At 40.4% G+C, this 15,186-nt stretch carries 13 protein-coding genes and 2 tRNA genes; 4 read left to right on the top strand and 11 right to left on the bottom strand.

Annotated features, from left to right (window positions below; genetic code table 11):
* Positions 1-142 precede the first annotated feature (142 nt).
* From MK409_RS08950 to MK409_RS00270, 9 genes are all read right to left on the bottom strand, one after another.
* The gene (locus MK409_RS08950) at positions 143-2,716 is read right to left on the bottom strand and encodes a hypothetical protein (RefSeq protein ID WP_326845903.1); all 2,574 of its coding nucleotides are present in this window, start codon (positions 2,714-2,716) and stop codon (positions 143-145) included.
* A 333-nt stretch (positions 2,717-3,049) separates the two neighbouring features.
* Positions 3,050-4,846: an oligoendopeptidase F gene (pepF, locus tag MK409_RS00305; RefSeq protein ID WP_268704925.1), complete on the bottom strand. Its 1,797-nt coding sequence runs from the start codon at positions 4,844-4,846 to the stop codon at positions 3,050-3,052.
* Between the two features lie 10 nt (positions 4,847-4,856).
* Entirely contained in the window at positions 4,857-5,600 is a 744-nt protein-coding gene (locus MK409_RS00300; RefSeq protein ID WP_268704924.1) for a 16S rRNA (uracil(1498)-N(3))-methyltransferase, read from the bottom strand.
* Position 5,601: 1 nt separating this feature from the next.
* Entirely contained in the window at positions 5,602-6,552 is a 951-nt protein-coding gene (gene prmA, locus MK409_RS00295) for a 50S ribosomal protein L11 methyltransferase (protein WP_268704923.1), read from the bottom strand.
* Between the two features lie 137 nt (positions 6,553-6,689).
* Positions 6,690-7,163: a GNAT family N-acetyltransferase gene (locus MK409_RS00290; RefSeq protein WP_268704922.1), complete on the bottom strand. Its 474-nt coding sequence runs from the start codon at positions 7,161-7,163 to the stop codon at positions 6,690-6,692.
* Positions 7,156-7,593, bottom strand: coding sequence for an NUDIX hydrolase (locus MK409_RS00285; RefSeq protein ID WP_049537157.1), 438 nt, complete (start codon positions 7,591-7,593; stop codon positions 7,156-7,158). Before MK409_RS00285 ends, MK409_RS00290 begins: the two co-directional genes overlap by 8 nt.
* 53 nt (positions 7,594-7,646) lie before the next feature.
* Positions 7,647-8,186 carry a hypothetical protein gene (locus MK409_RS00280; RefSeq protein WP_049537159.1) on the bottom strand — a complete coding sequence of 180 codons (540 nt, stop codon included), beginning with the start codon at positions 8,184-8,186 and terminating at the stop codon, positions 7,647-7,649.
* A 102-nt stretch (positions 8,187-8,288) separates the two neighbouring features.
* The gene (locus tag MK409_RS00275; protein ID WP_268704921.1) at positions 8,289-9,362 is read right to left on the bottom strand and encodes a site-2 protease family protein; all 1,074 of its coding nucleotides are present in this window, start codon (positions 9,360-9,362) and stop codon (positions 8,289-8,291) included.
* Positions 9,363-9,380: 18 nt separating this feature from the next.
* Positions 9,381-9,851, bottom strand: coding sequence for a DUF3013 family protein (locus MK409_RS00270; protein ID WP_049505623.1), 471 nt, complete (start codon positions 9,849-9,851; stop codon positions 9,381-9,383).
* 115 nt (positions 9,852-9,966) lie between these two features.
* Between MK409_RS00270 and MK409_RS00265 the strand changes: the two genes are divergently transcribed.
* The 4 genes from MK409_RS00265 to MK409_RS00250 all read left to right on the top strand — a co-directional run bounded on the left by MK409_RS00265 (position 9,967) and on the right by MK409_RS00250 (position 12,581).
* Positions 9,967-11,238, top strand: coding sequence for a replication-associated recombination protein A (locus MK409_RS00265; protein ID WP_268704920.1), 1,272 nt, complete (start codon positions 9,967-9,969; stop codon positions 11,236-11,238).
* Positions 11,239-11,501: 263 nt separating this feature from the next.
* Positions 11,502-11,574: transfer RNA gene (locus MK409_RS00260), tRNA-Lys, on the top strand.
* Between the two features lie 356 nt (positions 11,575-11,930).
* Entirely contained in the window at positions 11,931-12,446 is a 516-nt protein-coding gene (locus MK409_RS00255) for a DUF308 domain-containing protein (protein WP_000672740.1), read from the top strand.
* Positions 12,447-12,508: 62 nt separating this feature from the next.
* Positions 12,509-12,581: transfer RNA gene (locus MK409_RS00250), tRNA-Lys, on the top strand.
* Positions 12,582-12,719: 138 nt separating this feature from the next.
* On the opposite strand, the gene MK409_RS00245 is transcribed toward MK409_RS00250, so the two are convergent.
* Together MK409_RS00245 and MK409_RS00240 are read right to left on the bottom strand one after the other, a co-directional pair.
* Positions 12,720-13,808 (bottom strand): AI-2E family transporter, encoded by a 1,089-nt coding sequence (locus MK409_RS00245; RefSeq protein WP_004193676.1) that lies wholly within the window; start codon positions 13,806-13,808, stop codon positions 12,720-12,722.
* A gap of 9 nt (positions 13,809-13,817) precedes the next feature.
* Positions 13,818-15,107 carry a DUF308 domain-containing protein gene (locus MK409_RS00240; RefSeq protein ID WP_268704919.1) on the bottom strand — a complete coding sequence of 430 codons (1,290 nt, stop codon included), beginning with the start codon at positions 15,105-15,107 and terminating at the stop codon, positions 13,818-13,820.
* Positions 15,108-15,186 lie beyond the last annotated feature (79 nt).

Genomic DNA, 15,186 nt, shown 5'->3' with positions numbered 1-15,186 from the left:
TTTATATATGTTGCAATATTGTTTTCAAAATTTGTATATTTTTAATGTATTGCAATTAGTTGTAAATCTCTATATTTGATGGTTATACTATACTGAATAAAATGAGAGTTTGTATTAATCTTTTTAAATAGCATAGCACTCTCTATTTAATCCATTCCCCATTGTAATTGACATGATATCCATCAGGTGTAGTTGTATTGACTGCTAAAGCGCCAGAACTATAAGCATAATACCATTTCCCTGAAACAGTGAACCATCCTGTTTGCATTGCTCCTGAAGAATTGAGGTAATACCATAATCCACCTGTTTTTACCCAGCCTGTTTTCATTCCACCTGAAGAATTAAGATAATACCATGAACCGCCTGTTTTTACCCAGCCTGTTTGCATCCATCCTGAACTGTCAAAATAATACCATGTACTATCGATTAGTTCCCAACCATTAGTTGTATAAGAACCATTGTTGTGTCTGTACCACCAACGACCAGAGGATTGAATCCAACTTCCTTTCGAAGCTGCTTTTTGTTTTAACAATAAATATTGTTTATATGATTCAGATACTTTCGTATATTCCTTTTTAGCAGCCTCTTTTTTAGCATTAGCAAGTTTTAATTTAGCATTGGCATTATCGAGCGCTTTTTTAGATTCCTCAACCTTTTGTTTAGCTCTAATCAATTGTTTTTTAGCTTCATCGAGTTTTTTTGGAGCATTTTTGAGATTTGTAACATATTGATGTGCTGTATCCAACTCTTTTTTAGCATTTTTAAGTGATTGTTCAGCAGTCTTAACGAATTTTATCTTATCGTTTTTGACTACTTTCAATCGATTTAGTTCAGTCTCTTGTTTCAAAAACTCAGTTTTAGCAGCACTCAGCAAAGTTTGTTGTTTACTCAATTCTGCTTGTGCTGATTTCAAAACGTTTAGCTTAGCTTTATTTTGTTTTGTCAAATCCACAAGACGTTTTTTAGATTTGTCTAGTTCTTTTTTATCTTTATCTAAAGTCGTTTTAGCAATGGTAAGGTTATTGTTTAGAGACGATAGTTTTTCATTTGCCACAGTCTCTTCATTTCTTTGTTTTCGATTAAAATTATCTAAAGCTTCTTTCGCTTTAGTATAGGCTGGATTTTTAGGATGCGTGATTTCATTCCAAACATAACGGAAGGTTATTTTAGGCAAGAATTTTACTCGTTTCCCATTAAAGTAAAATTCGCTATAATCTGGATTACTATCTTTATTTTCTGCTCTTGCTAAAAAATAACTACTATACTCTTCAGCTCCAGAAGGAAGTATTCCATAAACATCTTTATTCTCGCTAATAAATGTTAACACTCCATAATTTCCATAGCTTGTTTTTTCGCTAGAGGATGCTCCGACAGCCATCCCTGTCCCAGAAGCTGCTAGCAATGGAATTCTATGACCATAGTTACGTCTATGTGCTTCTTTTGGATCTGATGAGCCATATAACGAGGCATTACTATAATCATTAAAGTAAGATAGGACCTCTTTATAAGCAAGTTCTTTTTCACTTAACAGGCTCTTTTCTGGAACCGAACCAGCTGTTGCATTTTCAGTCGCATCCTTAAAACCAAAATCTTGATTTTTCAATTTTGTATCATGTGACAATTTATTATTTGCCACCATTTCATTTGCTCTCGCTTTTGCATATCTCAGAGCCTTGTCAGTCACAGCTGGCACTGGAATATCAATACCATTGATTCTACGCAATTCAATTAAGTATTTACGAACTTCTTCAGAAACCTTTTTATAATCAACCACATGAGGATCGCTGACATAATCTTTAGATGAAACAACGATAGTTTCTGTTCTTTCTCCGCTAAAATTCACATCTTCATTTGCAGCAACATAATATGTCTTCCCATCACTTCCTACGAAAGTTTTTTCCTCAAGTGGAGGAGTCTTGGAATCACTCTCGCTAACAGAATTTGATTGAATCTCGTGAGGGACCGTAACTGTTAAAAACTCATTCCCAGCTGATTTTAAATTCTTTTCAAGAGTAGAACGGTTCTTATTTCCTCTTTCTACAAGTGCTTTTCTTTCTTGTTGTGCTTTTGAGAACTCACTAGTTAAAGAACTCACTTTAGCTTGGTCAGCTTTCACCTTCGCATCTAATTTCTCAGTTGCTTGTTGCACCTCACGTAATGTATTCCAATCAAAAGTTTCCTCTGCTACCCTTACTTTGTCTTGTGCCTTTTTTACGTCTGCTGCTCTTTGATCAACCTGAGTTTTTGCCTTATTAACAACTGTTTGTTGGTTCTCGACACTTGTCTGAGCTTGTTTCTCACCTTGTTTTACTCCAGCCAAATTTTCTTCGGCTTTCTTGACAGTTACTTGTTTTGCGGCAAGATCCTTTTCTGCATTTTTAATTTTCTCAGGTGTAGCTTGTTTAGCAAATTCTTGAGCTTGTTTCAAAGCGTCATCTGCTTTGTTCTTATTTGTTACAGCAGATGCATACTCTTGTTGCGTTTTATCAACAATCTTCTGAGCATTCTTTTCTTCATCAATTGCTTTGTTTAGTTTTACTTCTGCATTTTTTACATCTGATTCTGAAACTTCAACATCCTTTTTGGTCTCTGATTGACTGACAGTAGTTTTATTCGATTGTTTATTTGTAACCTCATCTGCTTGGACATGACCATTAAAAGCAGTTACTATTGCAGTTGCAACTCCCAAACCAATCAGCACTTTTTCCTTTTTCATTAATCCAACCTTTCTTTTTAAGCGTTTACATTTTATATTTTATCATATATTCCTATATTTTTAAAGAATTACGATATTCTTAGAAATTGTTTATAAATCTATACCTTGCATCTATAATTACATAAAACAACTTAACTATAAATTGTAATATATAGTTCCTCATCAATTTCTTAACTAAATTCAATCATATAGAAAATAAAAAGGATGATTAGTAATACCGATTCCGTTATTAATTCTGCTTTGCAATTACGACCCTCAACACTTTTCTTGACAATCACTACAAATAAAGCAAAAGTCTCATTAGCATCATTCTAGAACGACCTCTCTATTCCCTTACTCTCCCAACTCAGCACTGTAGGCGATAATCTGATCAACTGTGTCTGACAAGAACTGGATGGTATCACGGAGTGGTTTGTCCGTTGAGATATCGGCTCCGATAATCATGGCTGACTCAAGCGGTGTCTTGCTGCCACCTGATTTGAGGAGATTGAGCCAATCTTCAGCTCCAGTTTCTGAATGTTTCAGATGAAGGTAACCAGCTGTCGAGATGACTAGCCCTGCCGAGTAAGTGTAGCTATACAAGCCCATGTAGTAGTGAGTTTGGCGCATCCAGGTCAGAGCTGCATCATCATCAATCTCAATGGCATCTCCCCAGAAATCCGTCAAGACTGACTTCATAATGCTGTTAAGTTTGCTTGCTCCGAAGGTTTCTCCTTCTTCAATCAATGTATAAACCTTACGCTGGAAAGCTGCTTCCAAGAGGTGGGTGATGAAATTATGGAAGTAGGTGTCTGTCAAACGGTGAGCAAGGGCAAAGCGTTTTTTACGCGGATCGTCAGACTGGTGCTCCAAATAATCACTTAAAAGCAATTCATTGAAGGTTGATGGTGCTTCGACATAGTAGGTCGACATGTGGGCGTTGAAATAGCTCTGATGGTTGTCTGAAAAGATAAATTGACCAGAATGCCCAATCTCATGAATCAAGGTATAGACATCGCTCAAACGGCCAGTCCAACTCATGAGAACATAAGGATGCACACGATATGGATCCGTTGCGTAACCACCTGAATCCTTGCCACTATTAGCAGCGAAGTCCACCCAGCGTTCTTCTTGGTAACGGGCAATTTCTTGAGTGTATTCTTGACCCAATGGTGCGACTGACTTCATGACCAAGTCATAGGCATCATCAATACTCACTTCAGGATTGAGGGCGCTATCCAAGTCAAGCTTCCAGTCAGCAAAGGTCATCTTTTCAAGACCATTCACCTTGGCAACATGCTTGAGGTATCTCTGAGCGACTGGCGCAAAGTCCTTCATGATAAGGTCAATCTGGCGGTCAAACATGGCACGATCTACTTCCTGCTCAGCTAAAAGATAATCAAAAACTGAGTCATAGCCTTTCATATCTGCCAAGAGTTTTTCAGACTTGACTTGAGCAAGGTAGGCTGCGGCAGCCGTATTTTGGTGCTTACGGAGTCCTTCTGAGAAGGAACGGAAGGATTTTTCACGAACCTCAGCGTCCTCGTGATTTTGGTAGAAATTTTCATAGGTAACAAAGCTGTTTTTGTAGGTCTTGCCATGGGCTTCAAAATCATCCATTTCAAAATCCCCAGCTCTCATCTTAGTATAAATGTCCTGTGGACTGTAGAAAACTTCACCGAGATTGGTCAAGGTCTTCTCCACATCTGCCCCAAGATAGTGGGCTTTTTTGATTTTGGCCTGACGAATAGCTGCCGTCAAGTGAGGCAATTCACCCAAACGGTCCAAGACTTCCTCATCTGCAGCGACTAAGGCGTCGTCAAAGAAGGTCAAGGCTACACTGGCATCTGTTTCAAATTCCATTCCAGCTTGGGCAATGTTGGCAAAATCTTCATTGCTATAGTCTGTCGTCTGAGGCATAAAGGCATAATTGCCGATATGACTCATCTGGATATAGATTTGCTCCAATTCCGCAAAGGCCTTCTCAAAATCCTCAAAAGTGTGAAGATTGCCCTTGTAGTCACGGCTAAATTGGTTAATGTCTTCGCGAGCTTTCTCGATTGCACGCAAAAAATCCTCACGGTCTTGGTATAGGGCGGTTAAATCCCAAAGTTCCTTTTCTGGAAATTCTGAACGGTGTTTTTGTTCCATTTTCTTCCTCTTATTTCTCTAATTCTAATAAAACACTAAGGGCTGATACGGCGTAAAGTGGCGCTGTTTCTGCTCGCAAGATGCGAGGTCCTAGGCCTGCCAAGACGGCTCCTTTAGCTTCGAAACTTTCGATTTCCGCAGGCGAAAGACCACCTTCTGGTCCAAAGATAAAGAGCAGTTTGGCTCCTTTTTCAAGGGCAGCGACAGCTTGAATAAGGGCAGCTGATTCACCTTCTTTTGCTGACTCTTCGTAAGCTACCACGATACGATCAAACTGATTAAGTTGTGCTAAAAAGTCTGCTTTTTTCTCAAATAGCTTGATACTTGGAACAAAGTTTCGCTTGCTTTGCTCAGCTGCACCGAGGGCGATTTTTTCTAGTTTTTCAACCTTTTTGCCCAATTTCTTGCCGTCCCACTTGGCAACTGACCAGTCGGCAGGAAATGCCCAGATTTGGCTGGCTCCCAGTTCCGTCACTTTTTGAGTGATGAACTCTAGCTTGTCTCCCTTGGGAAATCCAGATGCAATGGTCACTTGAACGGGCAGTTCCACATTGTCAGCCAACTCTTGGACCAACTCAAACTGACGATTTTCCACATCCAACACGCGCGCCAAGCGCTTGATACCATCCTCAAAGACCAAGGTCACCTCATCACCTTCTTTCAAGCGCATGACCTGAAACATGTGCTTGCTGGTTTCCTTGTCCTCGATGGCGACAGGAGAGATAGCACTGCCTTTGACAAAATACTGCTGCATGTTAGCCTCCAATCACACCGGAAATATCCTTGGTCTTCTTAAAGACACAGGCATTCCACTCCCCTTGCATCATGTGAGTCTCAAGGAAGAAACCTGCCGCTTCAGCCGACTCTCGCACCATATCCCACTTGTCCTTGATAATGCCACTCATAATCAGGTAGCCTTCGTCCTTGACCAAGCGATAAGCATCATCCGTCAGATGGATGAGAATATCCGCCAAGATATTAGCCACAATGACATCTGCTTCAATCTCCACACCCTTGAGCAAATCACCTGGCGCTACATGGATGTTTTCCATACCTGGATTGAGCTCAATATTTTCCTGAGCGACACGAACCGCCACGTCATCGAGGTCATAGGCAAAGATTTCTTTAGCTCCTAGTAGTGAGCTAGCGATAGAAAGGACACCTGAACCTGTCCCCACATCTAGCACCGTTTCCCCACCGCGAAGAACCTGCTCCAAGGCAAAAAGACTCATCTTGGTTGTCGGGTGAGTTCCTGTCCCGAAGGCCATACCAGGATCTAGCTTGATAATCTTTTCTCCCATAGTCGCCTCATAGTCCGTCCAAGACGGCACAATGGTCAAATCATGAGTGATGCGAGCTGGTTCATAGTATTTCTTCCAGTTGTCTGCCCAGTCTTCCTCAGCTAAGACAGTCGTCCCCATCTTGACTTCTCCTAAGTCCATAAAATCTGCCAATTCTGCCAGACGAGCCTGCAAGTCTGCCTCAACTGCCACTACATCAACCGTTTCGGGATAATAGGCTGTCACCACGATTTCTTCTTGCTGCTCGACCTCTGGGAAAATCTCACCAAAACGGTCTACATTTCCCACATAGTCCATACTATCCTCGATCGCAACACCTTGCGCCCCCAGCTCAATTAAGAGATTGGAAACCAATTCCTCTCCCTCACGCTTAACCGTTACTTTTAACTCTTGCCATGTTTCCATAATTAAGATACCAAGCCCGTAAAACACAAAGCCAAAATAGGAAATTCTCTGATGACGCTTGGGTCTAAGAGAAGTTTATCTTTTTGGCACAGTGTTTAGGGCGGGTTCAGTTTAGAAATGTAACTGAACTATCCTTTCTATTTCTCTATGCATTTTTTCATGTATACCATATCCATGCCTTCTTTTTCAGGTTCAATATGGGTTTGATGGTAGCCGTTCTTCTCATAGAAAGCAACCATACCTTCATCCTGTAATACCGTACACAAATCCCACTGTTTAATCGTCGGAAATTCCTTTTCCAGCAATTCCAATCCTTCAGAACCATAACCTTTTCCTTGATACTGGGGCAAAATCGCTGCCGTTCCCAACCAAGCCTCTGTCAACTCTTCATTGGTCTGAATTCGTAAAAAACCAATCTTTTCTTCATCTTCTTTCACAAAGTAATAATAGCTATTAGGACGTTCTACCAGTTTCCACTTGATTCGTTCGCAGTCCTCCAGATAAGGATCATACTCATCTTGATATTTCTCATAGACAGCCTTAAAGCTAGCCCTTTGAATTGCAATTACGGTTTCTAAATCCTCTGCTCCTGCTCGTTCTAGTCTAATCATAGTTACTCTCCATATAATCCCTCACTCTATCCTGCAACTGGGGTACAACCCTATCTGAGCCAAGAAACTCCTCAACGCTCATCAGTTTGTAGCCCTGCCCTTCATCGCCAAAGACGATACTATCAAACTGTTCCTGCCTTAACTTGCCAACTAGAAAGACGGATTCTTTTCCCTCAAAAAGCATACTTGGGTAAACCTTACTCCAAAGCAGACAATCCTCAGTCAGATGAATTCCTAGTTCTTCGTAAACTTCACGCGCCGCGCACTCAAAAGGACTTTCATTCCCCTCACGGCCACCACCTGGTAACTCCCACATATTGGGCCAAGGAATGCTGGGCTTGTCATCGCGTAAGATAGTTAAAATCCTATCCTCACAAAAGAGGGCAATTTTACAGCCTGTGAAATTCATTCTTTTATTCAATAATTCCATGATTAAGTCTCTTCCTATGATAACAAACTGCTCTATGCTAGCATTCTACTTAGCTATTCTTGAATCAATTTTTGACAATCTAGATCCCAATATGCCTGCCATCTCCCCTGATTCTTACTAAAATAAACCGTAAACTCATCGTTTACATTATCTGCAACATAGCGAAGACTAGGTGGAGCCTCCTCGCAACTCAGTATCCATGGATGAAAATAAAAATATTTCTCTCGCCTCTCTCGACTATTGTTCAACTTTTTCTTGTTCTGAGGAATGGAGTTTTGAAACTCCCTTTCCAAACTGGACTGGATGGCATTATCAAAGTCGTTTAAAGAAGCTATCAACTGCTCAAACTGTTTCTCTTCACCAGTCTTAAAGTAAATCAAAAACTCAAATTCTCCAAAGCCTTCAGAAAACTCAAGTTCCATGATTTTTGCGCTCTCGTCATAAAGTCCCCCTTCATTAAAAAATCGGCGGCTTTCACACTTCAACACTCTCTCAAAATCTAAATTTTCAAATCGATTGCGTGGTAGAGAAATCCCATACTCTTGCGAGTTTGGGCTTATTTTTCTAAATAGCTGCTTGAAAATATGAAACATTTTTACCTCTTTTCTAGACTTCAACCCCTCTTCAGAAACACCAGTTAGATCCCCTTCTCATTTATATCAAGCAATCAAGCCGATTGAAACAAACCTAGCTTGTCAGCTTACAACAGAGTTTTCTTCATGGATTTCCTTCTCCAGCTCCTCTAACCAGTTTTCATAGTATTGTTTCTCGTTTCGTAACATTCTACTACTAGCCATTTTCTGTCTAGCAATCTTCATAGCCTTGCGAGTTTGAGCTACATCTTTCTTTATCTTAAATTGATACCAGGCTTGAATGATCTGCATGTCTGCCATTTTTAGAGACAAAAAGGATTTAACTCCTCGATTACTTGCATACTCCTCCGCTTTTTCATGATCTCCTTCTAGCAAGGCAATGTGAAGAAGGTATAATTGAGAAATCGTTTTAGACATTGGATTATCTGTTTTCTCTAGCAAAGACTGAAACTGTCGCTTAGCAAGTTCTATATTATCATCCAATATGAATACCAAGCCCTGGAGAGTCTGAACACTTTCTGCAAAACTCCCTCTCGCATTCTCATCAACAGGCATGATAAAGTCTTTCAAATCATATTCTTGAGGAGCTAGCAAGGTCTGGGCAGAATGCCTCAACACCAAGTAGGCGTATTGGGTATTTTCAGGGTGTTGTAGCAATTCCAAAATTTTTGCTCCATCGGTAATCCCAACTGGCTTAGCATTGATGAGAAGAAAAGATAGATTTAGACAAATCCAAGTAGCCGCAAAATACCAGTTTCTTGTCAAAAATCCATACAATATCGCCAATAAAATCAAACCAAGATGAACTACCAAGCCGCCTGCAAGCATCAGGATGATTCTTTGATCACTTTCATCTTCTTTCAATCCAATATACTGAGCACCAACATTTTTGAGAACAGCTGTTCGACTAAGAGAAAACTCACCTGACTTTTTGGTCAGAAGAAAATTCCCTAATCCAAAAGCCACCAGTCGATAGCCTGTCAGGTAACCGCAGACTGCATGCCCCAGCTCATGAAGGATAAATATCAGATAGATGCTGAAAAAAGTAAATAGGTAGCCTGGAACAAAGACAAACGAAAAATCTAACTCTTTAAAGGCAATTGTTCCAAAAGCAAATCCTAGCATCAAAAAAACAAAGGACAGACCAGAAATAAGATACAAACCTATTTTCTTCATATACTTCCTCACTAGTTTCTAATACCTCGGATAAGGATAAAATTCTCCTTCTTCCAAGCCGACTTTTCCTTCTTCAAAGACTTCTTGGTTCCATTCCATGACGAACTCTTCTGCTTCTGGGTCTTCCAAAAAGTCCATGAGGGCATCTAGCCCAACCTCTGCAGTATCTTTAAGGAATAGCGCAAAATAAGCTAAAAATTCGCGAGAAAAACCTTTCTTCGGCAGATAAGGGATAACTGTCAAATAGTCTTCCTCATTGACTGTTGACTTGGCAGGATTGTAGAAAAGGACTGCTTCCTCGAAGAGAATGTCGTCTGATGAGACCTCTCCGTCCTCGTCCAGCATCTCTACTCCCGCAGCATTTTGTGCTTCCAATAAAAAACTCACTTCAACCGCATGATTGCGCTTGTCCCAGCTAATCTCAAAGTCAAAAGGAAAGTTCTTATCTAACTCTTCCTCTAAAACATCTAAAAATCCGTATGTTGCCATTTTGTCCTCTTTCTATGCGATTCTTTAATCGCCCCGAATACTCGGAAATATGCTAAAATAGATACTACCATCTTACCATATATACATCAGAAAATCCACGTTAGAAAGGACTGCTATGCCTGACAATCTCGCGCTTCGCATGCGCCCTAAAACCATCGACCAGGTCATCGGTCAAGAGCATCTGGTAGGACCTGGAAAAATTATCCGTCGTATGGTGGAGGCCAACCGCCTGTCCTCCATGATTCTCTACGGACCTCCAGGAATCGGCAAAACCAGTATCGCCTCTGCCATCGCTGGAACGACCAAGTATGCCTTTCGGGCCTTCAATGCCACTGTTGATAGTAAAAAACGTCTCCAAGAAATCGCTGAAGAGGCTAAATTCTCAGGTGGCCTTGTACTGCTACTAGACGAGATTCATCGTCTTGACAAGACTAAGCAAGACTTTCTTCTACCACTCTTAGAAAGTGGTCTGGTCATCATGATTGGTGCTACGACTGAAAATCCCTTCTTTTCTGTCACTCCTGCCATCCGTAGCCGTGTTCAAATTTTTGAGTTGGAACCTCTGTCTAACCAAGACGTCAAAGAGGCTCTTCAGATAGCTCTAACTGACCCTGAGCGTGGTTTTGATTTTCCAGTTGAGCTAGATGAGGATGCGCTGGATTTCATCGCAACTTCTACAAACGGAGATCTTCGCTCTGCCTTCAACTCACTTGACTTGGCTGTTCTTTCTACTCCCGAAAATGACAAGGGCATCCGTCATATCACTCTTGATATCATGGAAAACAGCCTGCAGAGGAGTTACATTACCATGGATAAGGATGGGGACGGTCACTATGATGTTCTATCTGCCCTGCAAAAGTCCATCCGTGGCTCGGATGTCGATGCCAGTCTCCACTACGCGGCCCGCTTGATTGAGGCTGGAGATTTGCCCAGTCTCGCTCGTCGTTTGACCGTCATCGCTTATGAAGATATCGGTTTGGCCAATCCTGAAGCTCAGATTCATACTGTAACTGCTCTAGATGCTGCTCAAAAGATTGGCTTCCCAGAAGCTCGCATTCTCATTGCCAATGTCGTGATTGACTTGGCCCTCTCTCCAAAATCCAACTCAGCCTATGTGGCCATGGACAAGGCCCTTGCTGACCTCAAAACATCAGGTCATTTACCTATTCCGCGCCACCTGCGCGATGGCCACTACAGTGGAAGCAAGGAACTAGGGAATGCGCAAAACTATCTCTATCCGCACAACTATCCTGGAAACTGGGTCAAGCAGGACTATCTGCCAGAAAAAATTAAAGATCAGCACTACTTCACTCCGGAAGATACTGGCAAATACGAACGGGCTTTAGCTCAACGCAAGGAAACCATTGATAAATTACGGGACTTGTGAAATCCTTTTCAAATAATTGCATTTTCCTCTTGATTTTTTTTGAAAAAGTGGTATCATATAAACATAGAAACGCTGTGGTGTACGACTTCACACTTAAGTGTTGACCGACTATTTTTTGTATTATTAGGGAAACAAAAGTCTTCTAACAGCATGTAGGCCGTCTCACACGGAAACAGCTTCAGTTAGAGCGAGTTGCCCACCTGCTTAATTGCGCGGGTTCAATACAAACCGTGAAGTTTCGGCACCAATACAGCTTTTTCTTTGCCTCCTTAGCTCAGTTGGTAGAGCAGTAGACTCTTAATCTATGGGTCGCAGGTTCGAGCCCTGCAGGGGGCATCTAGATACAACAGGAAAAGCCTTGATAACCAAGGCTTTTTTGCTTATCTATAACTGATTTGCCTCATCATTTGCCCCACTTTTAAATCTATCTTTTCTTTTTGAACCAAATTACATCTTAACAAATAGTGTAAAGCCAGTTACTTTTGCTTTGATGCCATACAATATTTTCATGTAGAGAAGACAAATTTTATCTTCTCTTTTTATTTTCAAAATAATAAAAACTGATTTTCTTTTCATGAATCAGACTGAAACTTCCAAATTTTCCATTTTGTTTATTGACATTTCCTCTAAAAAGGTGTATAATATTTTTATTATCAAACTATACTATACTATACTATATAGGGGGTATTGAAATGAAATTTTCTAATCGTTTACTGCTATTCCTTGCAGGAGTTGTTTTTGTCCTTTTAGGACTTTTCCTATTTACAAACCCAGTAGCTAATCTTGTTGCTTACAGCTGGTGGATTGCATTTGGTTTACTGGTTTCTTCTATAGCAGCTATTTTAGGCTATTTCTCTGTACCAAAAGAGCTTCGCTCACCAGCTCATCTTTTCCAAGGGATTGTTAATCTTCTCTTAGCTCTTTACCTCGTTGCCTATGGCTTTGTGACGCTGCCAGTTGTCATTCCAACTATTTTAGGAATTTGGTTAATTGTAGAAGCCATTATAGTTTTCTTTAAAGGCAATCGTTTGGGATTGATTTTCCCTATTATTGGCAACCATATCATGTGGATAGCGTTGCTTGCATTTTTACTAGGTCTAGTGATTTTGTTCAATCCAGTAGCTACAAGTGTCTTTGTCGTTTATGTCGTTGCCTTTGCATTTTTAATTGTTGGTTTCACCTATATCCTTGATGCCTTTCGTAAATAATCTAGCTGCCATTTTGGGCATATTAAAAAAGCTGGGAAGTTACATTCTCAGCTTTTTCTGTTGCTTCCTTAGCTCAGTTGGTAGAGCAGTAGACTCTTAAGCTATGGGGCGCAGGTTCGAGCCCTGCAGGGGGCATCTAAATCAACAGAAATAAGCCTTGAAACCAAGGCTTTTTTTAACGTCTAATAGCTTTTTGTAGAAAAGTATTTAAAAATAAAAGAGAAGAGAATCTCTCACTCTCTTCTCAGTATATCTTATTAAATTTAGTTTTTCTTAATCTACCTGATTTTCCTTTGCAACGACAAATTCTTTAACCAGTCGATAGATAACAGCAAATACGGGGGTAAAGAATATCATTCCAAGTAGTCCGAAAAGATTCCCTCCGATACTAGCAGCCGCAAGCGTGAAAATAGCTGGCAAACCAATAGACTGCCCTACAACTCTAGGATAAATAAGGTTTCCTTCAATCAGCTGTATAACTTGATATAGAAGAAGAGAAAGTAAGGCTTGAGTAGGACTCACTGTGAAGATAAAAATCGCTCCCACAACACAAGCAATCATAGGCCCTACATAAGGAATGAACGATAGCACTCCTGCAAAGATACCTGTCATTACTCCATAGGGTATCCCAAACACGCTGTAACCAACCGCTATCATAACTCCTATGATAACTGCTTCAATCAGCTGACTCATCAAAAATTGGTCATAAGTCTCTAGTGCTACTTGTCCAATGTAAGTCAACTTTATCACCACCTTCTCTGGAAGAAAAACTTTTAGAAGTCGACTCGTCATCGCTGCCAAATGTTCCTTACTGGATAAAAATAAAAAGGTGAAGACTATAATCAAAAAGGCATTCATCAAACTTGAAAAAATATTGCCGATATTACTAGTCAGACCTGATAAAAAACCTATCAAAGCTTGGCTAATAGAACTAGATTGTCCCTGTATGCCTGATACGATAGTTGACAACATGTCTTTGGTTACAAATTCCGAGCTGCCTAGCAATTTCCCAAGTTGAGTAAGGACTGTTGAAAGGACTGTTCCCAGCTGACTAATAGTCTGGGCTAGGGTTGGCAGCACCAAAACCAAAAGAGCAATCACGATTAAGATAAGAGCTAGGAAAACAAGTACCATGGCAATCGGACGACGCAACTCTGCCTTTACCTTCAATTTAACTAAGTACTGTTCAATTTTTTTCATAGGAACATTAAGCACAAAAGCAATAACAGCACCATAAATCAAGGTTGATATTACATCAAAGAGAGAGATTGCTCCTGATATAAAGCTCGATGCATTCAGAATTACAAGAGCAACCAGCCCTATAAAAAGTATTAACGGGGTGTATTTTTTTACTAAGTTCATAAATTCTCCTTAATAAACATGTTTAGATACGACTATACTATTTGGTTTTTCAAACTCTCGATTAAGGTAGGCTTGGTAAGTTCCTGGAGCGATAAATCCTTTGGGTGAGAGGATATCGGTGCCAGCCTGACCGACTATGGTATCAGCCAAGAGCACACAGTTTGTAGATAAGACAAAGTAGGATTTAAACTTAGATTTGATAAATTTATAAAGTTCCCCATCTGTCTCATGTCTGATTTTATAAGCGTAGGTGTAGTCTTCCTTACCATCACCTGTCATGATTTTATCTGCACTTGGCTCCCATGGAATCGTCAGTTGTTTCAATTCAGCCAACTTTTTCTGAACTGCTTTTTCCATTTCAGGCGTCAAATCTATCCCATAACCAAAAAGCGTTTTTTGACTCTCACGTTTACATAGGTCAATGTACTTGTCACGATCACAGAAATATAAGACACCATCTCCTACCATGCCAAATAAGGTCTCAGAAGACGGATCATAGTTGCCATAAGAAATAACACGGCCTTGATAGCAGATATCCACATGACCAATTGCCGAAAACAGAGAGGTCTCAGCTGTATGAACAAAAATTTCAAGCTCCGCTGTCTTACCAGACTTCACCATTCCAAGATGGATATCCTCTCTCTCATCAGCATTTTCCTGCATGAATTTGTTGATTTTTGCTAAAGTTCTTGCAGGGATGAGAGCGGCTAGGACAATAGGTAAGCTAATTCTAATGCGACGTTTGAGATGGTTTTTCCCAATTTCCTCCTCAAACAAGAAACCATCACGGATATTGGACACACCATAAAGGAAAAAATAAGCCCCTAATACAAAGAGTTGAAAGACAGAATTTCCTGTAGAGGACAAAAGACTAGTCCCACCAAGAAAAACTAGTACGAGTCCATCTAGTAAGAGACGAAAACGAGGTCGAATTTTGTTTTTGCGGTAGAGAACATAGGTGACAAGGTTAATACTAGCATGAAAAATCTGATAAACTCCAATCACAAGAGCCAAAATATAAATCGGCACATCCGTCGCAAGATTGGAGCCAAGCAAATATCCCAGCACTAACAATTTAACCAGTGCAACTCCCAAGGTGTCCGTTGACTGACTTTTTTTGAAAATACGTAATACTAAATCTAAGACCGTTGCTATCCAAGCTAAAAACAGAACCAGTCGAATAACCGTTACTGGCAACCAAGTCCCCGTGACCATCAAGATGAGACCTAGCAGAACAAACAAGAACCCCTGAGCAAGTAATTTCTTACCTGTCAGACCTAAAGATAGAATTTTCGCCATATAAAAACCTTTCAACAATAAAAATTAAACACTCCGATTAAACTGACTAGTAAATAGCCAACACTACAAACAGCCTGTG

This window comes from Streptococcus oralis, assembly GCF_026782375.1.
GTDB lineage: Bacteria > Bacillota > Bacilli > Lactobacillales > Streptococcaceae > Streptococcus > Streptococcus oralis_CL.
Note: the sequence above shows the minus strand (reverse complement) of the source record. Positions and strands in the feature narration are given on the sequence as shown.

Bases quoted from the DNA above. Each gene is read 5' to 3' on its own strand.
- MK409_RS00285 (WP_049537157.1), bottom strand. From the start codon at position 7,593: ATGGAATTATTGAATAAAAGAATGAATTTCACAGGCTGTAAAATTGCC.
- MK409_RS00280 (WP_049537159.1), bottom strand. From the start codon at position 8,186: ATGTTTCATATTTTCAAGCAGCTATTTAGAAAAATAAGCCCAAACTCG.
- MK409_RS00275 (WP_268704921.1), bottom strand. From the start codon at position 9,362: ATGAAGAAAATAGGTTTGTATCTTATTTCTGGTCTGTCCTTTGTTTTT.
- MK409_RS00265 (WP_268704920.1), top strand. From the start codon at position 9,967: ATGCCTGACAATCTCGCGCTTCGCATGCGCCCTAAAACCATCGACCAG.
- MK409_RS08950 (WP_326845903.1), bottom strand. From the start codon at position 2,716: ATGAAAAAGGAAAAAGTGCTGATTGGTTTGGGAGTTGCAACTGCAATA.
- MK409_RS00240 (WP_268704919.1), bottom strand. From the start codon at position 15,107: ATGGCGAAAATTCTATCTTTAGGTCTGACAGGTAAGAAATTACTTGCT.
- MK409_RS00290 (WP_268704922.1), bottom strand. From the start codon at position 7,163: ATGATTAGACTAGAACGAGCAGGAGCAGAGGATTTAGAAACCGTAATT.
- MK409_RS00300 (WP_268704924.1), bottom strand. From the start codon at position 5,600: ATGCAGCAGTATTTTGTCAAAGGCAGTGCTATCTCTCCTGTCGCCATC.
- prmA (WP_268704923.1), bottom strand. From the start codon at position 6,552: ATGGAAACATGGCAAGAGTTAAAAGTAACGGTTAAGCGTGAGGGAGAG.
- MK409_RS00255 (WP_000672740.1), top strand. From the start codon at position 11,931: ATGAAATTTTCTAATCGTTTACTGCTATTCCTTGCAGGAGTTGTTTTT.
- pepF (WP_268704925.1), bottom strand. From the start codon at position 4,846: ATGGAACAAAAACACCGTTCAGAATTTCCAGAAAAGGAACTTTGGGAT.
- MK409_RS00270 (WP_049505623.1), bottom strand. From the start codon at position 9,851: ATGGCAACATACGGATTTTTAGATGTTTTAGAGGAAGAGTTAGATAAG.
- MK409_RS00245 (WP_004193676.1), bottom strand. From the start codon at position 13,808: ATGAACTTAGTAAAAAAATACACCCCGTTAATACTTTTTATAGGGCTG.